The sequence below is a fragment of the Rhizorhapis sp. SPR117 genome (assembly GCF_021742065.1).
The window spans coordinates 21,275-40,020 of sequence record NZ_JAKKIE010000037.1 but is presented as its reverse complement, the minus strand read 5'-3'; the positions used below and the strand labels follow the sequence as shown (position 1 = coordinate 40,020).

The window sequence follows — 18,746 nt, the reverse complement described above, 5'->3', positions numbered from 1 at the left end:
CGGTACACTTTTACTCCGAAATGAACGGACCCCAAAAGACCCGTCAGTGGTACATTTTTACTCCGCCGTTTATACCGATGTTAAGAAAGACACGCTTCGCGGCGTTGTGCTGGATAATGTGGAGCCGGGTTCGGTCGTTTCGACCGACGAACTGGTTTCCTACAATTTACTCAAGGGCGATGGGTTCACGCATGGCACTGTGAAGCACGGCGCGAAGGAATATGCGTTCTACGACTACCACACTGGCGAGAACCACCACGTCAACACCGTGGAAGGCTTCTGGCGGCTGTTCAAGGCATCGGTTCGGTCAACCCATGTCCAGATCAGCGGTAAGCACATGCAACGCTATCTGAGTGAGTTTACTTTCCGCGCTTCGAACCGCGAGCGAGTGAACGGGATGTTTGATCTTCTGGTCGGGGCGCTGTGACAGCCCCTACCAACGTCTCGAACTGAGAGCGATCAATGGGGCCTATTCCTTCGGATTCTGCCTGCGAGACGAATGCGTCTAAGCGATTAGTGGCCAACGCTTCGGCCAACGTTAGATTGGTCATGCTGCGGCCCTCATAAATACATCGTCCGCCTGATCATATTCAATAACACGACCCGCCTGCGCCAGAAGCGATAGCTTTGCCCCAAGCGCTTTCCTGTCACGAACAACTGAAATCAATGTCGGCGGCACCGGGAGCGCGGCAAGGTCATGGAATGCGGCACTCGCTCGATAAACCGAGTTTGCGTGATTTGCGACGGCTTGGAATACAGCGACATGCTCCCCTTGCCGAACAATCCCCGTGACTTCCCAAGGGTTTGTTGACATGCCCGGAATAGATTTTGCTTCATCTACACTGGCGGCAAAAATCTTGAGCAATCTCTCCCGCAAGCTCTCCGCTATTTCTGCTTCTTCGGCATTTAAGCGTTCATAGACCGTATCCAAGACCGACCATGCAGCGAGTCCAACATCAGAAATTGCTCTAGCAAGCTCGTCCGCTGTAACCCGAACAGAAATCACTTTATTATCGACTTGGAGATCGTCGCGTTCAGCAGCCTTCGAAGCAGCACGGGAAAAAGAACGATCAGCACCGGCTCGCTTCAGATCGCGATATGTGAAGCCAGCATCATCGACCTGAAATCCTCCAGGTGCGCGCTTGATGCGAACCGTTGAACTTGACCCGTCTGGATTAATAAGAGGCAGACTGACGAAGCTTGCGTCACCCCAATGGCGCACTGACACAAGGTCGTGCGCAGCTTCTTCCGCCGCTGCCTTGAGGGCTGAGTCAATGATGGGTGCGCTAGCCATTCTAAAGCAACTTATACTCCCAAGGGGGCCGGGGCACAATGTCTATGTTACTGATTCGGAACAAGATTCCAGCCAACTCCCTTAGCGACTCAAATGTTTGAAGTTCCTCAGCAATTTCCTCCGCGATGGGCAAATCGCCCGGTCTCATCTTTGTGCCAGATAGCCAGTTAAGCTCGAATGAATGATAGTGTGTGTCGGGAGCGCGCGCCACGGGGCGGGGCCAACCGCTCCTCCGGGGGTTACTGTGCCCGCCTCTAATCGACCGCCAATCAATTCGCGCGAGCGAGTGACGGCGATACCCGTTCGCGGTTCGGTATACCAACTCTAGCCCGACATTGTGGTCGATCATGTCGATGCGGCACTCGCCATGAAGCGTGAAATTGGCCTCAGTGATGCCGTCGATTTCTATTTCAGTGTCGAACCAAAGTACGGAGTTCTCCGGATTACTTCTGGTCCAGACCGGCGGGCGGGCTATCAGTTTAGGGGCATTGAAGAGCGCGTCGAATGACATTCCACCTGCATAACGGGACTTTTCATGCTTGGCGAGTCACACATGCGTCAAGGGGATAAACGGGATTATTAATGGCCAGTCTATTCTGGCTTGCGAAAGATCGCCAAGATATTTGGTCCGGGCTCCTCGTTGAGCCAATAGGCGATATTCATTGGCAGATACCCAATCGCGCGGGCTATTTTATAAACAGCACTTCTTTTCGTTGCGAGATTGACGTCTTCGCCACGTGCTGTGCGCGGTTGCACGTGAATTGCCACAATATCCAGCCCAAGATGCTGTGCAAGGCGTCGATAGGTGTCATGCGAGAATTGACCCATGTGATGTGGAGGAAGGTCGAAGGCGTCCTGCCGTAATTGGTGTGGCACATAATTGGGGTTCGGTGTGCTCATAATTAATTGCCCACCGGGTCTGAGGGCGTTCAGGCAGGCCCGCAGAAATTCGTTCGGATCGATGACGTGCTCCAGAACCTGAAAGGCGCTGATCGCGTCAAAGGCAGATGATTGCTTTTCGGCCAATTCTTCGATCGTTTTGTGACTTATGTCCCAATTTGTAACTTTGTTTTTAATGGCGTCCTTGTTGAATTCCAGTCCATGTGCTTGAGTGACATGACCTTCTGTTGAGCGAAGGAAAAATCCACGGCCACACCCTATTTCCAAGAAAGAGGAACATCCTTTGATCGCGGAAAGAGCAAAACTATATTCCCACCGCCGTCTTTGATAATAGTTAGGCCAGTTGAGATCGAGTTTTTGGTAGAACTCCTCGTCACCGGCCAGTTCGATCGGGCGCCAAAATCGATAACCTGTGGCTTGGCATTCAAATAGTTGAACCAGACCATCAGTCGCCGCAGACATATCTATTTCTACGCCACATTTGTGTCGGTACATGGCCTTTATATGGTCAGAAGACATAGACGCTACTTGGCGAGCCGGGCCGAAAGGGCCTATGACGTCGCTCATATTCATTATTCTCCCTTGCTACCTTTTATTATAGAAAACCACGCCATGTTTTGAAAAATTCTTATACGAAAAAGCAACTGGTCAATCTCAACAAGAATTTTGCGTAGTAGATTGCTAATGCCAAATCTTTGCACGGGAACGGAAAGCAAGGATGTGAAGCCATAGTACCTAATTTCGCACGCTGCAGTCTGTTGCTGGATATAGCTTAAATGGTTCGATCGAAGTGGCATTTCATCGACGGTTCGGCTTCTTGGTGTGAGCGCACGATAGATATTGAATACAGGATTGCCACCCAAAGGTTCAATGAAAAGGAAGTTTCCACCCGGTTTCAGGACGCGAAGGACCTCCCGAACTGCACTTTCAATGTTGAGATGGTGTATGATACCGCTGCCAAAAACCAGATCAAAGCTTTCGTCGCTGAAAGTCATGTGTTCCGCGTTCATCGTGAAAAATTTGCAGTTTGTCTTTTTGCCATTCACCGCATTCTCACGCGCCTTGGAAATAGCAACATCGGATATATCAATTCCGGTGACGGATTTTGCGTTGTCGGCGAGCGCAATGCAATTATTACCGAAGCTGCACCCATATTCTAATATGTCGGAATTTTGAGAATATTCATTCACCATATCCTTGTAATGATCAAAGGCATTACTGACGGCAAAATAATATTTATGTTGAGATGTCCGAGTTTCATCAGAAAATCGGTCGTCGTGATAATCTTTTTCACGCTGAATGCGGTCCGCAGCACTATTAGGATACATCAGGACGCTCCTCGAAAACGTGAACCGCGGAAAGCAATCATTGCTTGGATGCAACGAATATCACCTCATCCAGTCCATACCTGGTTTGGTCCCCGTTACAGAAATCTCGTGCCGATACTTGTGAGACCCTAAAGCCTGCCCTCTCAATTCTCTCCCTGAAATCTATGCCATATTGGCGTACATGATCCCACTGGCCGAAAAGTTTTTCGCGCTGACCGGGTGACATGTCGAACCTGCCGTCGAATGTCTGGCCATCATACAGAGGGACAATGAGCCATGCCTGCCCTCCCGGCTTTAGCGCCTTGTAAAGGTTTTGCAGGACCACACCGTCATCGGGAACATGCTCCATGACGTGCGAGGCATAGATGAGGTCAAACTCATCGGCTTCATCCAACAGCATCAAATCGAGCCGCTGCATTCCGGTGACTATGTAACGCGAGGGAGCCAGATCTGCAGGGACATAGACCGCTGCGGCCTGACGGAACCGTTTCACCAGACTATGTTCGCCAGGCGCGATGTGCAGGATTTTGCCGTTGCGGGGTACTGACAAGCGTTCGCTCGTAATGGCGAAATTCATTAGCCTTTCCCTTGGTGATGCCCCGCATTCGGGGCAACCCCAATGTTCGGTTTTCCCGTACCGGAAGAAAGCGATCACATGATTGTCGCAGGCCGGGCATTGATGAGCAGGACGCGCGCCGGCAAACTTGCGGGTCATGATCCAGCTTTTTGATGCATGTTTGCCCAGAGCTTTTACAATACGGCGGAATGTTAGCATCCGTCATCTCCAGTGGTCCTGTTCATCTCGTGTTGGACTTGCTGCGTTGGGATGACATGATCTTCTCAAAATATCAGGCAGATAGAGGCACAGACGGTGTCTTGCATCAATTTTTTCCTGGCGCAAGCCTTCGGCGCTTCGCACCTGGCTTGTATAAATCGCCCCTTGATTACGCATGGTTATCAGCCTTGGCACAACTTCACATGGTGCTGACCCTGAAAACGCAGGGCTGGTCTATTGGCATTGAGGACGATAAGGGACGATTCCTATTCAAATTCAGGCGTGGTCTGCGGGTAAGATGATAAACACAAAGAGATTTTTCTTGTGGTCGGCGGGGTTCGTTACCGCTTGGATCGGCCTTGTCTATATTTTTCATTTTGTGCTGAGTCGCTATTACTCGCTTCCGCAAATGTTTTTCGTGGCCCAGGACCGTTATGCTCTGTTTTGCGCAGTTTTGTTTCTCATTTATCTGACACAGCGCAATTTTGCAGGTTTCTCCCCCGCACGCTTACCATCGCCTGCGCTGATTGGTGGCTATATCCTGGTCGCCACGCTGGTAGCATGGGTAGGGCATTATCTGGTTTTTGCAGGTTATTCATTGTCCCGCGACGAGCAAATGGCGGAATTCGCCACCTTTTATATTCGCAGCGGCATGCTGGGAATGCCCATCCCGTTGGAATGGCAGGATTATGTCCGGGGTATCAATCCCATCTTCATGAGTACCCAGGGCGGACATGTCGCCTGGGTATCGAACTATTTGCCAATTCACGCAGCATTCCGGGCGCTTGTGTCCTATTTCGCAGACCCCGCGCTTACCAGTCCCTTGTTCCTGGCCATCGGTTATCTGGCGCTCTGGCGTATTGCGCGAAGGCTTTTCTCCGATCGGCCTGATGCTGTTCTGGTAACGCTGCTGCTGGCCTTTTCTTCGACGCAGCTATTGGTCATGTCAATGACCGCCTATGCGATGGCAACGCACTTTGCTTTAAATCTGGTCTGGCTTGCCTTGTTCCTGCGCGATGACTGGAAAGGACATGCAGGCGCGGTTTTGGTCGCAGTCCTGGCGAGCGGCTTGCACCAGATGCATTTTCATCCCCTGTTTGCGGCAGGTTTCATTTTCTGGATTCTCGTCCGGCGTCGCTGGGCTCTGACGGCATATTATGTGCTCGCCTATGCCGCGATCGCCGTGGTCTGGGGCAAGTTCTATCCTGCGCTGCTTAGTGATATTTACAGCGCGACGGTACCCTTGAAGGGCGGCAAGCATATCGACCTGGTATCGCGCATCGAACTGCTGATCAATCATCGGCTCGGACGAGACATGCTGCCGCTGCTGAACCTCGCGCGTTTCATCGCATGGAACAATGTCCTGCTTCTGCCGCTGGCAGCCCTCGGTGCCATGCAGCTTCGGTGGCGCAGTTTTGTTTCCAAGGATGCCTCGATCGTTCTGCCGCTTGCTATTTGCTGCGGGCTGGGGCTGGCGCTGATGGTGTATCAGGGGCATGGGTGGGGCTATCGCTATCTGCATGGGTTGATCGGTCCTTTCTGCCTGCTCGCGGGCTTTGGCTGGATCAGGTTGTCGGGGCCGGACAAGTCGCTTTCGCTGAAACCTGTCTGGCTGTCGGTGGGTTTTGCGGCTCTTGTGACGGTGTTTCTGACCATAAAGGCGCATGATTTCGTCAAGCCTTATGCCCGCGCCTATCATATGGCCAAGAGTATCGATGCCGATGTCGTTCTGGTCGATACGCGGGCGGGCGTGTTCATTCAGGATATTGTGCGTATAGAAAATGGCGTGCTGAGCCGGCCGATCCTGATGGATCTGGACTTTGTGGATTTCGACAAGCTTGCGCCGTTATGCCGTAAGTACAAGGTACGCATCTTTGACCAAACCCATTTTCTGCCGCTGGGCGTGCCGCCGTCCAAGGTCAGCGTCCGCTGGTCAAAGGGGCGGGCGATGAAGCGGGCGTATCTGGCGCGGATCGGCTGTGGCCAGGAGCCGCTGACCTTTACGCGGTCCGATTGGCGGTAATTTACAGGCCTGCGATCAGCACATTAGCCGGTTCGGAAACAGCAACGTCAGCGCCGCCTTCGACCAGCCAGCATTCGCTGCCCTGCCAGTCCTGCCCGTCTATCCGGCCTGATCCGTCCAAGGGAATGAACCAGAAGGGCGACGGGCCGGAGGGTAGGGAGATCTCACTGCCCGCTGCCGTGGATTTCAGCCCCAATTTGAAGGGCGCATCCGGCATCAGGCAGGCGTCCGTTCCCAAAGGAATGCTGCGCGCGGGCAGGGGATAGGGCTGGGCGCAGCTGACCGCTACGCCATCGTCCAGATGCAGTGCGCGCGGGCGGCCATAGTCATAGAGCCGATAAGTGACATCAACATTCTGCTGCACCTCGACCAGCGTAATCCCAGCCCCGATGGCATGGACGGTGCCTGCCGGGATGAAGAAGAAATCGCCTGGCTTAACCGGCTTCCAATCCATCATCTGTTCGATCGACCCGTCCAGCGCCGCGGCGCGCAATGCATCGCTGTCAAGCTGTTGCGTCAGGCCTACGCCAAGCCTCGCATCGGGTTCCGCATCCAATATGTACCAGCACTCCTCCTTGCCGCCCGGAAGACCATGGGCGCGCGCATAGGTATCGTTAGGATGCACCTGGATCGAAAGTTTTTCGCTGGTGAAGATATATTTGACCAGCAGCGGGGGGTGCCGTCTTGCGGGGCCGTCAAACCAGATTTCGCCGATGCGCCGTGCATCGGGGTTGGGGAAGATCGCGGGAATGTCGGTCCGTCCCCACGGTTTCTCGACATATTTGGTGGTGAGCTGGACAGCGGTCATCGCTCACTCCTTTTGTCGGGAGCCGCGCCATCCTTGCGGACAAATTGCGGTTTGCCGCCGACCCAGGTTTCGCGAATGCTGGCCGCGCGGATATCGGCGGGGGCGGCGATGCTGATGTCGCTGTCCATGATCACGAAATCGGCATCCTTGCCCGGCGTCAGGGTTCCCAGGCGATCCTCGGCAAAGGCTGCATAAGCGCCGCCGACGGTATAGGCCTGGAGCGCGTCTTCCAGTGAAATTCGCTGTTCTGGCTGCCATCCGCCAAAGGGTTCGCCGCTGGCATCTTCGCGGGTCATGGCAACCGCGATGCCCGGAAAGGGGTTGGCCGTTTCGACAGGCACGTCCGAGCCAAAGGCCAAAGGCACGCCATTGTCCAGTATCGATCGCCAGGCATAGGCGCCGCCCAGTTTCTCTTCTCCCATGCGCGTCTGCGCCATGCGCCGGTTGGATGCTGCCTGCACCGGCTGCATCGAAGCGACGATGCCGTGTTGCGCAAAGCGGGGAAGGTCGGCGGGATCGACGATCTGTGCGTGTTCGATGCGCCAGCGCCGGTCGCCGGTATAGGTTTGCGCCAGTTCGTCGATGGCGTCGAGCAATTCGGCGTTCGCCTTGTCGCCAACGGCGTGCACGGCCACCTGAAACCCGTCCATCGCGGCTCTGCTCATCTGGTTGCGAAGCTGTGCGGTGGTCATCAGCGACAGGCCGCTTTGCCCCGGCGCATCGGCGTAAGGCGCGTTGAGCCATGCACCGCGCGACCCCAGCGCGCCGTCGAGGAGCAATTCGACGCCGACCATGCGTAAACGGTCATCGTATAGCCATGGTGTGGGTTCCGATCCTGCCGTATTGAGCAGCGTATCAATGCCCGCTGCATAGGAAAGGATCCTTATCCCCAGCTTTCCACGGTCACCGGCGCGGCGAAAGGCCTGCCAGTCGTCCAGGCTGGTGCCCATGTCGGTGATTGTCGTAACGCCAAGGCTCAAAAGCTTTTGCTGGGCTTTGGCCAGCGCCAGATCACGTTCCTTGGGCAGCGGAGTGGGAACAACCTTTTCGATCAGTGATTGCGCGGCGTCCACGAAAATGCCGCTGGGCGCGCCGTGGTGCATTTCGATCCGGCCACCCTCGGGACTTTTGGTCGTCGCACTGACGCCGGCCAGTTCCATCGCCTTGCTGTTTGCCCATCCAACATGGCCGCCTGCGTGTTGCAGCCAGACCGGCGTACTAGGCAGAACCGCATCGATTTCGGCGGCGGTCGGAAATTCTTTCAGGCCCCAGTCTTCCTGATCCCAGCCAGTACCGATGATCCAGCGGCGCGCTGGATAGGCCTGCGCATAGGCCGCGACTTTCGCCAGCGCTTCGACAAGTGAATGTGTGCCGCTCAAATCAAGGGTCAGTGCCTGAAAACCCAGCGCCATGACATGACCATGTGCGTCGATCAGGCCCGGCATCAGCGTGCGGCCTTTGCCGTCGGTTTTGAAATCAAGCTTTTCGGGACGTTTGTCCTTGTGCTGCAACAGTTTTTCGACCTTGCCATGATCATCGATCAGCAGGCCCTCGAAACGCTGGACCTTGCCCTTGGCATCAAGGGTGAAGCCGTTGACATTGTCGATCAGTCCGCTTGCCAACAGCGGCGTGGGGAGGGTGAGGGCAGCAAGGACGGCAAGCCATCCTTTGGGAATGCGCAGAGGATGTCTCATGAGCGGGTAAGCCGCCGGACCAGTGCGCTTGTATCCTGACGACTGCCGCCCATCGCCTGCACATCGGCATAGAATTGATCGACAATGGCCGCCACTGGCAAGGTCGCGCCATTGACGCGGGCCTCGTCCAGCGCAAGGCCCAGATCCTTGCGCATCCAGTCCACGGCAAAACCGAAATCGAAGCTGTCCTGCGCCATCGTTTTCCAGCGATGATCCATTTGCCAACTTTGCGCCGCGCCGCCCGAAATCGCCTCGAAAACCCGCTCGAGGTCGAGTTCGCTCGCCTGGGCAAAGCGCAGGGCTTCGGACAGGCCCTGCAACACGCCGGCAATGGCGATCTGGTTGACCATCTTGGTCGTCTGGCCCGCACCGGCACGACCGACATGGACAATGCGGCTTGCATAGGCCTGCATGATGGGTTGCGCGGCAGCCAGCGCTTCATCCGTGCCGCCGCACATGATGGACAATGTTCCGTTTTCCGCGCCTGCCTGTCCGCCCGATACGGGGGCATCAATACAGACAATGCCGCGGCTTTCGCCCTCGACGAACAATTGACGGGCTATTCGGGCCGAAACAGTGGTGTGATCGATAAACAGGCTGCCTGGCTTCATGGTGCGAAATGCACCATCCTTGCCCAATGTAATCATGGCCAGATCATCGTCAGTGCCGACGCAGCTGATAACGATGGCGGCGTCTTGCGCCGCAAGGGCTGGACTGGCAGCGGCCTCGCCGCCATGTTTTTCAACCCATGCAAGGGACTTTGCCCTGGAATGGTTGAAGACGATCAATTCATGTCCGGCCGCGGCGAGATGCCCCGCGATTGGTCCGCCCATGATTCCCAAGCCGATAAATGCGATTTTTGCCATAAGCTCCGCATAAAGCCTGTTTTCATGTGATGCTAGGCTTGATCTTGCCAAAGCGCTGCTTGAATTGTTCGGTTTTCGATCCTAGGGCTTGGCCGCCATGAACGAACAGAAAAAGATTCCCGTCGACGCAACCGCGCTGCCCGTCACGATCGCGGATATTCGTGCCGCGCACATGCGGATTGGCGCGTCGATCGTGCGGACGCCGACATTGCTCAGTCGCACCTTGTCCGAAATGATCGGTGCGAAAGTCTATTTGAAGTTCGAAAATCTGCAGTTCACGGCCGCCTACAAGGAACGCGGCGCGCTCAACCGCTTGCTGTTGCTGGGCGATGAAGCGCGCAAGAAAGGCGTTATTGCAGCCTCGGCGGGCAATCATGCGCAGGGTCTTGCCTATCATGGCGCGCGTCTGGGCGTGCCGGTCACCATCGTCATGCCAAAAACAACGCCGACGGTGAAGGTGATGCAGACCGAAGGCCATGGCGCGACGGTCGTGTTGCATGGCGAGAAATTCGAGGAAGCCTATGCACATAGTCGCAAGCTGGAGGTAGAGCGCGGCCTGACCTTCGTGCATCCTTTTGATGAGCCGGACATCATCGCGGGGCAGGGCACTGTCGCGCTGGAGATGCTGGCAGATGCGCCGGACATCGACACGCTGGTGGTGCCGATTGGCGGCGGCGGCCTGTTTTCCGGCATGGGCACGGCGGCGCGCGCGCTCAAGCCCGATATCCGCCTCATCGGGGTGCAGGCAGAGCTGTATCCGTCCATGTACGCCAATGTGAAGGGCGAGGACCTTGCCTGCGAAGGCGATACGCTGGCCGAGGGTATCGCTGTCAAGCAGCCGGGCGAACTGACGCGTAAATTCGTTCAGGCGCTGGCCGACGACATTGTGCTGGTAAGCGAACGCTATCTCGAACAGGCGGTCAGCCTGCTTTTGCAAATTGAAAAAACGGTGGTCGAAGGCGCAGGTGCGGCGGGCCTTGCCGCGTTGCTGGCGCACAAGGATCGATTCCAGGGGCGCACCATCGGTTTGGTGCTGTGCGGTGGCAATATCGATACGCGTCTGCTCGCCAATGTATTGCTGCGCGATCTGGCGCGATCAGGCCGCCTTGCCCGCCTGCGCATTCGTTTGCAGGACCGTCCGGGCGCCTTGTTTCATGTCGCGCGGATTTTCGATGAACAACAGGTCAACATCATCGAGATTTATCATCAGCGGGTCTTTACGACGCTGCCCGCCAAGGGGTTGATCACCGACATCGAATGCGAAACGCGTGACCGGGCGCATCTTGATCAACTGGTCGCGGCGCTTGGTGCTGCGGGTTATGAAGTCACGCCTGTCGAACTGGCCTGACTAAAGCATCGTGCGGAAAAGTGGGAACCGGTTTTCCGTAATAAACGATGCGACAACAAAAAACATAGAGCGGGCTGCGTGATTCAGATTTCACGCTGCCCGCGCTAAAACGCATTGTCATGGCGCAGTACCCGAAAGGTGCTGATGATGATGAGAATGTCGGATAGCAGCGACCATTGTACGATATAATCGAGATCCGACTGCAGCCGGTCGCGCAAATCGTCCTCGCGGAAGGTGTTGCCGCGATGACCGCGAATTTGCGCAAGGCCGGTCATGCCCGGCTTGATCGCATGGCGGTGCCAGTACCGGTTATCGACCTGCCAATAGAGAGATTCGCCGGCCAGCGCCTGCGCCGCGTGGGGACGGGGACCGACAATGCTCATATCCCCCATCAGCACGTTTAATATTTGTGGTAGTTCATCCAGGCTGGTTTTGCGCAGAAAGGCGCCGATCCGGGTCAGGCGATCGTCATCGCGCCGGGTGAGCTGACGTGCCGCATCGTCCTGCCGCCCGGTTGCCATGGACCGGAATTTCAGCATCATGAAGGGCTGATTGTTTCGGCCGATGCGGGTCTGCCTGAATAAGGCCGGTCCGGCGCTGTCGATACGGATCAGCGCAGCGATGGCCAGCATCGGGATGCCGAGCAGGATCACTGCGGGCACCGATACGGCCAGATCGAACGCGCGCTTTACGATCCGGTTGGGCAGGCTAAGCGGGCTGAGCGATACGGCTAACGTGGTGGAATCGCCAAAATGGCCAATGCGCAGTGCACCGATGCGATCGAGTTCAGGATAGACGATCTGCGCCTGCACATCCGCCGCCTTCAATACGAAAGACCATGCGTCGCGCAACTCGGTGGCGCAATTGACCGTAATGCTGTCAGCATTTTTGACCAGCGCGCCAATACGGGTCATCATGTCATGGTCGTCGGGATCAGGAACTAGCCCCTCCCGTTCGGCGTCGATGACGATGACATGATCGGGTTCGGCAATCGCTTTGGGCGGGCGGTGGTTGATCAGCAGCTCATTGATGAACTGTCGTCCGAAATGGTGGCGATGAATGGAGCAGCACAGCTTTCGGCTGAACGTCAGTCCAATCAGGCCAACGCCGGTGCCAAGCCCGAACACGCCGCGGGAAAATGATTCCGATGATTTCAGCAGAAAGACCGCGAGAATAGAAATCCCGACCGCGAACAGGAACGCCGTCAGTGTCTTGTAGAGCGAAGGCATCAGCCGTTCGACGACCGATGTCGTATAGGCGCCGTTGCTGATCGCGATGCCGGCAAAAACGGGGATCACCAGCGCTAACGTCTTCGATGTTTGCGCATCCAGTGCTGCATCCCGGTAGAGCAGGCTGACAAGGGTGAAGCTGAGGAATATGACACTGATGTCGGCAAGACCAATCACGGCCTTGACCATCAGGCGGACACGCGTGCGGCGGGGGCTGAAATGACTTGCGGCTTTCCCGGCGTCTTCAGACGCAGGGAGCGCAGGCAGGGGATGGACGGCGTCGGTCGTGGCGGTAACGGCATCCTGTTCCGGCAATGTCGCCATAGGTTAAGTCCTGGCCGATGGGCATTTGGCGCGGCCATCGTCCCGCGATGCATGCCCCATATGCATCATGGATTAGGCCATGATAACCATGAAAGCAACGCTTTGCCCCATGGCGAGAAGCTGTCATAGCAGCGGAGGAACGAAGGATTCCTTAATCGCGGCCCTTATTTTGACCGTTGCGGTTGCTTTGTTCGACCAAAAATATGCTTCAGGACCATCTTTCGTGGTAAACACGCTTTTCATATAGAATTTCGGGCGGCATAGTCGTGTTTAACGGAGTCTGAACAACAGCAGAACGAGGTCGGAGAGTCGGTGACAGCGCCCTTTCGGTTCCCACGGTTTTTCGTAACCAACCCCAGTCCTTGTCCCTATCTGCCGGGGCGGAGTGAGCGGAAGGTGTTTACGGAGCTCAGCGGGGAAAATGCATCGGAATTGAATGACGCGCTTGGCCGCATCGGCTTTCGGCGCAGTCAGAATGTCGCCTATCGTCCCAGCTGCGCGGGCTGCAATGCCTGCGTTTCCGTTCGTGTCGTTACGGATGAGTTCCGTGCCAACGCAACGCAGCGCAAGTTGCTTCGCCGCAATGACGATTTGATCGTCACGGCGTGCAAGCCCTGGTCGACCGATGAGCAATATGATCTGCTTCAGCGCTACCTGAAGGCGCGCCATCCCGGCGGCGGCATGACCGAGATGGATGAGATGGATTTCGCCGACATGGTCGAACAGACCCCGGTTGACAGTTTCGTCATCGAATATCGGGAACCCTCGGAAAACGGAGCGCCGGGCCGTCTGGTCGGGGCATGTCTGACCGACCGGCAAAGCGATGGGCTGTCGATGATCTACAGCTTTTTCGACCCCTATCATGTTGACCGGCCTGGCCTTGGCAATTTCATCATCATGGATCACATCATCCGCGCCCGCCGTGCGGGCCTGCCCTATGTCTATCTGGGTTATTGGGTCGAAGGGTCAAAGCGGATGCAGTACAAGATTCGCTATCGTCCTCTTGAACGCCTGAGCAAGAATGGATGGACGCGCTTTGATCCTGATGAGCAGGAACAGGCGATCCGTGAAGTCACGGTCGCAAGCGTTTTCGACGAAGGGCATTTGCCGATGGAACTGGCCGGTATCTTCCGCAAATAAACGCTGATCGCAATCGAGTGCTGACGCACAGACCTATTTACAGGCGCATGCCGATCTTTGCACCAGCTTCGATTTTGCATTCGGTTTCCAGGCTTTTTTCCGCGCAGAGTAACTGACTTCCTCTTCGATGAAGGTCGTGGTCGTCGTGGTCACCGATGGGTGAACGACCACTGTGGTGATCGTGGGCGCTGGATAATAATAGCCGTTGGCATAGGTGCCCATGTCATAGGGGAGGGCCGGCGCCATTGCGGGCGCGGTATCATCATACTGCCAATGGGGTGCTCGATTGTCCCCATCGTCATAATAGGCGCCGGTATAGCTGCCGCTATAGGTTCGGCCATCTTCGCCGACCCACGTTCCCGTCCAGGTGCCGCGATATTCCGCATCATCATCATGGTCATCGCGGTAAGTGACGATATCGTCCTGATATATGCCATAATCATAATTCCGCAGCTGTGGTGCGGGCGCATCGCGATAGACGGGCCTGTCATTGCGATTGCCGCTCCGGCCCCAATGTATATCGCTTCGATAGTCGTAAACCCGTCCATAGCGGTCGGTCAGCACCGCATTGTCATAATAGCGTGACCAGCCATAACCATAAGGTGGGGTTGTCAGGCCGTAAGCAGACGCATTGGCAATATAGAAGGTGGGTTGGGTCCAGTAGCGAGGCAGGACAAAGCCATGGACGAGCCGCTGCCGGACTTTCCCTCCGTCCGGAGCGGCCCAACTCCCATGCCAGCGTGCGTCAGTGCGATTGCTCCAGCGATTTGCGTTCCTCGGGTGGGCTGGCATTGCGCGTTGGATGTTCGTGCCGGAGATATGGGCGCGACCTGTGCCAGCCGCTTCGCCGGCGGCCATTGCGGGCGATGTGAGTCCCGCTACCCCAAGCGCCAGTCCAGACAGGAGAATCCTTCGCATGTTCGCCACTTCCCATAAGCAATTGCCGATGCGTTCCATCGTGCGGAAAGCACAATATTAACAAGTCATTTAGCATTTTTGGGGCTGCTTTTCCATGACGAAAGCGGGGTATCCTGTCCCGATGCGGGGCAAAGATTCAAATCCGCCAGAGATCAAAACCGGGACGGATGATCCTGCATTTTACTCTATCGCTTGCACCTGTTTCTGCTTTACCGTTGGCGGATGATTACAGCCAATCTTCCTCCGACACGGGCCGCCGCTACCCTTGTCATCTTCCGTGACCGGGCAAATGGTCCTGCGGAATTATTAATGATGGAGCGTTCGCGGCAAATGGAGTTTGCAGGCGGTGCATTGGTTTTCCCCGGTGGGGCCATCGATTCTGAGGACGCTGAACTGGCCATGCTCCATGGCGCGGGGCTGGAACTGGAGGAAGCCACTGCCCGCGTGGCGGCCATCCGCGAGACGTTGGAGGAATGCGGGCTGGCGTTGGGATTTGCCACCTTGCCCGACGCGGTCGTTACGGGACAGATTCGTGACCGCATGACAGCAGGAGAAGGCCTGGCTGCGTTGCTGGCCGAACATGGATTGGGCCTTGATCTTGAGCAATTGGTGCCCTTTGCCCGTTGGCATCCCAAAATGCAGCACGCACGCATATACGACACACGTTTCTATCTGGCGCGATTGCCTGATGAAAGCCATGCGGCGCGTGTCGATGCGACCGAAAATGTGCATCTGTTATGGGCAAGTGCGCGCGACGTACTGAATCGTGCCGAAAGGGGCGAAGCGCATGTGATTTTTCCGACCAGGCGCAATCTTGAGCGATTGGCGCAATTTCCTGATTTCGAATCTGCCAGCACTCATGCGCGGTCGACGCCCGTCACGACTATCTCGCCCTGGATCGAGGAGCGAAGCGATGGTCGCTACCTCTGCATTCCCGATGAACTTGGTTATCCGATAACGTCCGAGGCTCTGGAAACGACGCATAGAGGCTGAAATTCAGACGGATTCTGCGCCAAGGATGATCTGTTCGGTTTTCCGGGTTCTGTTATGCGGATGTTCTTGCGGTTTGTGCAACTTGCGGTTATATGCCTGTTCATCTCTCGACATCGTTAAAAATGTTGGGGCTGGCGCCGGAAGGGGCCGGCGGCAAAAGCGCATGTATTGAACTGGAGTATGGATGGCGGATATCGCCACATTGACGCAGCTTATCGAACCCGAGGCGAAGGCTTTGGGCTTTTCGCTTGTGCGGGTGAAGCTGTTTGGCGGCGATGACGACCGTACGTTGCAGATCATGGCCGAGCGCCCGGAAACGCGACAGCTCAACATCGCAGACTGTGCTGCCCTTTCGCGCCGTATCTCTGAACTGTTCGATGAGGTCGATCCGATCGAGGAGGCCTATCGGTTGGAAGTCAGTTCCCCCGGGATCGACCGACCGCTGACCCGGCTATCGGATTTTTCCGACTGGGCCGGACATGAGGCACGGATCAGTCTGATCGAACCGCAGGATGGCCGCAAACAATTCACGGGCACGCTGAAGGGTGCGGAAGGCGATGTCATTGCCTTGTCCGACCGCAAGATCGGCGACCTGACGATCGCCTTTGCCAATATACAGAGCGCAAAGCTGATGCTGACCGACGCGCTCATTACTGCTACAATGCCGCTTTCGACTGAAGGCGCGGACGACATTCAAACGGAAGGATAAGGATACAGCCATGGCTACCGCCATTTCCGCCAACAAGGCCGAATTGCTCGCTATCGCCAACAGCGTTGCATCGGAAAAGATGATCGACAAGGCCATCGTAATCGAGGCGATGGAGGATGCGATTCAGCGCGCGGCCCGCGCTCGTTATGGCGCGGAAAACGACATTCGTGCGAAGCTCGACCCGGAAAATGGCGACCTGCGCCTGTGGCGTGTCGTCGAAGTGGTTGAGGAGGTTGAGGATTTCTTCAAGCAGGTCGACGTGAAGGCCGCCCAGAAGCTGCAAGCGGGCGCTACGGTCGGCGACTTCATTGTCGATCCATTGCCGCCCATCGACCTTGGCCGCATTGATGCGCAGTCGGCCAAGCAGGTTATTTTTCAGAAGGTCCGTGATGCAGAGCGGGAACGCCAGCATGAGGAATTCAAGGATCGCGTCGGCGAAATCATCACGGGTGTTGTGAAAAGCGTCGAATTTGGCCATGTCGTCGTCAATCTGGGGCGCGCTGAGGGTGTTATCCGCCGGGATCAGCAGATTCCCCGCGAGGTCGTTCGTGTCGGCGATCGCGTTCGTTCGCTCATCCTGAACGTCCGCCGCGAAAATCGCGGGCCGCAGATTTTCCTTTCCCGCGCGCATCCCGACTTCATGAAGAAACTGTTCGCGCAGGAAGTGCCCGAAATCTACGATGGCATCATTGAAATCAAGGCCGCTGCTCGTGATCCGGGTAGCCGCGCGAAGATCGGTGTCATCAGCCATGACAGCAGCATCGATCCCGTGGGCGCCTGCGTCGGTATGAAGGGCAGCCGCGTTCAGGCCGTCGTACAGGAAATGCAGGGCGAGAAAATCGACATCATCCCCTGGTCGGAAGATACGGCGACCTTTGTCGTCAACGCGCTGCAGCCTGCGACCGTCAGCCGTGTGGTCATCGACGAGGATGAGGGCCGGATCGAAGTCGTCGTTCCCGACGATCAGCTGTCGCTCGCCATTGGTCGTCGCGGCCAGAATGTGCGTCTTGCCAGCCAGCTTACCGGGTCAGCCATCGACATCATGACGGAGGCAGATGCCAGCGAGAAGCGGCAGAAGGAATTCGTAACCCGTTCCGAACTGTTCCAGGGCGAACTGGATGTAGATGAAACGCTGTCGCAGCTTCTGGTCGCCGAAGGCTTTGGCGAGCTGGAAGAAGTCGCCTATGTCGGCATTGAGGAACTGGCCGGTATCGAAGGCTTTGACGAAGAGCTGGCCGAAGAGCTTCAGAATCGGGCGCTGGAGGCGCTGGAGCGTCGTGAAGCTGCCGCCCGTGAGGAACGCCGCGCGCTGGGCGTCGAGGATGCACTGGCGGAGATGCCCAATCTGACCGAGGCGATGCTGGTGACGCTGGGCAAGGCCGGTATCAAGACGCTGGATGATCTTGCCGATCTTGCCACGGACGAACTCATTGCCCGCAAGCGGCCCGAAGGCCGTCGCCGCGGCAAGGAAACGGTTGAGGACAAGGGTGGCATATTGGCCGAATATGGCCTGAGTGAAGAGCAGGGCAACGAAACCATCATGGCCGCCCGCGCGCACTGGTTCGAAGATGAGGAAAAAGGGGAGGACGCCGTTGCGGAACCTTCCCAATGACACGCTAGACGTTTGTAGGCGGACATTTTCCAACTTCCTCCCATTGATGGGAGGGGCGTATGGTTGAAAACACCCGCCGCTGCATTCTTTCTGGTGACCGCGAAGTACGCGATGGCCTGATCCGTCTGGCTCTTGGTCCCGACGGACAGGTTGCGCCTGACGTGCGCGCCCGTGCGCCCGGCCGGGGTGCATGGATTGGCGTGGATCGCACCAGTTTTGAGGCTGCTCTCACCAAGGGCAAGCTGAAAGGGGCGCTGGCCCGCGCCTACAAGACATCGGATTTTATCGTGCCCGACGATTTGGCCGAACGGATCGATGCGGCGCTTAAGCAAGCGGTGCTCGACCGTCTGGGGCTGGAGGCGCGCGCCAGCATGTTGCTGACCGGATCGGAAAAGATCGAAGTCGCCGCGCGGCGGGGACAGGTGACGCTGCTTCTTCATGCCGCCGATGCCCGGTCCGATGGGTGCCGAAAACTGGATCAGGCATGGCGCGTGGGGATGGAACGTGAGGGCAGTGATCTTGCAGGGACAGTCTTGCCTGTAGACCGCGCGCACTTATCTATGGCAATGGGACGTGACAATGTGGTTCACGTTGCGATTACCGACAAAAGGGCAGCGGCCCGTGTCGGTGAAATGCTTGGCCGCTGGCAAGTTTTCCTGGGATGCGCTAACGGGACGGACATTGCGGCGCCTGTAAGTCAGGCCGTGCCTGAAATTGCAGTGGATTGAAGAACTAATAATGGGCCGGGGATTTGCCCCGCGCCGGGACGTTGATTGAAGGAACTG

17 protein-coding genes are annotated in these 18,746 nt (G+C 56.7%); 8 read left to right on the top strand and 9 right to left on the bottom strand.

What is annotated here, in order from left to right; all coding sequences use genetic code 11:
- Positions 1-427 (top strand): IS1595 family transposase (locus L3X40_RS14340; RefSeq protein WP_237366249.1); only part of this gene is annotated, 427 nt, incomplete at its 5' end.
- Between the two features lie 120 nt (positions 428-547).
- Here the strand turns inward: L3X40_RS14340 and L3X40_RS14335 are convergent.
- The 4 genes from L3X40_RS14335 to L3X40_RS14320 all read right to left on the bottom strand — a co-directional run bounded on the left by L3X40_RS14335 (position 548) and on the right by L3X40_RS14320 (position 4,099).
- A complete protein-coding gene (locus tag L3X40_RS14335; protein WP_237366248.1) occupies positions 548-1,294 on the bottom strand; it encodes a hypothetical protein in 747 nt (248 codons plus the stop codon).
- Between the two features lie 591 nt (positions 1,295-1,885).
- Entirely contained in the window at positions 1,886-2,761 is an 876-nt protein-coding gene (locus L3X40_RS14330) for a class I SAM-dependent methyltransferase (protein WP_237366247.1), read from the bottom strand.
- A 5-nt stretch (positions 2,762-2,766) separates the two neighbouring features.
- Entirely contained in the window at positions 2,767-3,522 is a 756-nt protein-coding gene (locus tag L3X40_RS14325) for a class I SAM-dependent methyltransferase (protein WP_237366246.1), read from the bottom strand.
- A gap of 37 nt (positions 3,523-3,559) precedes the next feature.
- Positions 3,560-4,099 carry a class I SAM-dependent methyltransferase gene (locus L3X40_RS14320; protein WP_237366245.1) on the bottom strand — a complete coding sequence of 180 codons (540 nt, stop codon included), beginning with the start codon at positions 4,097-4,099 and terminating at the stop codon, positions 3,560-3,562.
- Between the two features lie 520 nt (positions 4,100-4,619).
- Here L3X40_RS14320 and L3X40_RS14315 point away from each other — a divergent pair.
- A complete protein-coding gene (locus L3X40_RS14315; RefSeq protein WP_237366244.1) occupies positions 4,620-6,320 on the top strand; it encodes a DUF2079 domain-containing protein in 1,701 nt (566 codons plus the stop codon).
- Position 6,321: 1 nt separating this feature from the next.
- Here L3X40_RS14315 and L3X40_RS14310 read toward each other — a convergent pair whose 3' ends face one another.
- From L3X40_RS14310 to L3X40_RS14300, 3 genes are read right to left on the bottom strand one after another with little or no spacing between them, the layout of a single operon-like run.
- Entirely contained in the window at positions 6,322-7,128 is an 807-nt protein-coding gene (locus tag L3X40_RS14310; protein WP_237366243.1) for a class I mannose-6-phosphate isomerase, read from the bottom strand.
- Positions 7,125-8,822 carry an amidohydrolase gene (locus L3X40_RS14305; RefSeq protein ID WP_237366242.1) on the bottom strand — a complete coding sequence of 566 codons (1,698 nt, stop codon included), beginning with the start codon at positions 8,820-8,822 and terminating at the stop codon, positions 7,125-7,127. The genes L3X40_RS14310 and L3X40_RS14305 overlap by 4 nt, the downstream gene beginning before the upstream one ends.
- On the bottom strand, positions 8,819-9,688 hold the full coding sequence (locus L3X40_RS14300) for an NAD(P)-dependent oxidoreductase (RefSeq protein ID WP_237366241.1): 870 nt from the start codon (positions 9,686-9,688) through the stop codon (positions 8,819-8,821). Before L3X40_RS14300 ends, L3X40_RS14305 begins: the two co-directional genes overlap by 4 nt.
- 97 nt (positions 9,689-9,785) lie before the next feature.
- On the opposite strand from L3X40_RS14300, the gene L3X40_RS14295 reads away from it, so the two are divergent.
- Positions 9,786-11,036: a threonine ammonia-lyase gene (locus L3X40_RS14295; RefSeq protein ID WP_237366240.1), complete on the top strand. Its 1,251-nt coding sequence runs from the start codon at positions 9,786-9,788 to the stop codon at positions 11,034-11,036.
- A 104-nt stretch (positions 11,037-11,140) separates the two neighbouring features.
- On the opposite strand, the gene L3X40_RS14290 is transcribed toward L3X40_RS14295, so the two are convergent.
- The gene (locus tag L3X40_RS14290) at positions 11,141-12,589 is read right to left on the bottom strand and encodes a sugar transferase (protein WP_237366239.1); all 1,449 of its coding nucleotides are present in this window, start codon (positions 12,587-12,589) and stop codon (positions 11,141-11,143) included.
- 312 nt (positions 12,590-12,901) lie between these two features.
- Here L3X40_RS14290 and L3X40_RS14285 point away from each other — a divergent pair, with 312 nt between their 5' ends.
- Entirely contained in the window at positions 12,902-13,729 is an 828-nt protein-coding gene (locus L3X40_RS14285) for an arginyltransferase (protein ID WP_237366238.1), read from the top strand.
- 33 nt (positions 13,730-13,762) lie between these two features.
- Here L3X40_RS14285 and L3X40_RS14280 read toward each other — a convergent pair whose 3' ends face one another.
- Positions 13,763-14,647: an RcnB family protein gene (locus L3X40_RS14280; protein ID WP_237366237.1), complete on the bottom strand. Its 885-nt coding sequence runs from the start codon at positions 14,645-14,647 to the stop codon at positions 13,763-13,765.
- A 222-nt stretch (positions 14,648-14,869) separates the two neighbouring features.
- Between L3X40_RS14280 and L3X40_RS14275 the strand changes: the two genes are divergently transcribed.
- The 4 genes from L3X40_RS14275 (at position 14,870) to L3X40_RS14260 (ending at position 18,689) form a co-directional block, all read left to right on the top strand.
- Positions 14,870-15,640 (top strand): NUDIX hydrolase, encoded by a 771-nt coding sequence (locus L3X40_RS14275; protein ID WP_272907954.1) that lies wholly within the window; start codon positions 14,870-14,872, stop codon positions 15,638-15,640.
- A 184-nt stretch (positions 15,641-15,824) separates the two neighbouring features.
- Positions 15,825-16,349 (top strand): ribosome maturation protein RimP, encoded by a 525-nt coding sequence (gene rimP, locus L3X40_RS14270; protein ID WP_237366235.1) that lies wholly within the window; start codon positions 15,825-15,827, stop codon positions 16,347-16,349.
- Between the two features lie 10 nt (positions 16,350-16,359).
- A complete protein-coding gene (gene nusA / locus L3X40_RS14265; RefSeq protein ID WP_237366234.1) occupies positions 16,360-17,961 on the top strand; it encodes a transcription termination factor NusA in 1,602 nt (533 codons plus the stop codon).
- A gap of 59 nt (positions 17,962-18,020) precedes the next feature.
- Positions 18,021-18,689, top strand: coding sequence for a DUF448 domain-containing protein (locus L3X40_RS14260; protein ID WP_237366233.1), 669 nt, complete (start codon positions 18,021-18,023; stop codon positions 18,687-18,689).
- Positions 18,690-18,746 lie beyond the last annotated feature (57 nt).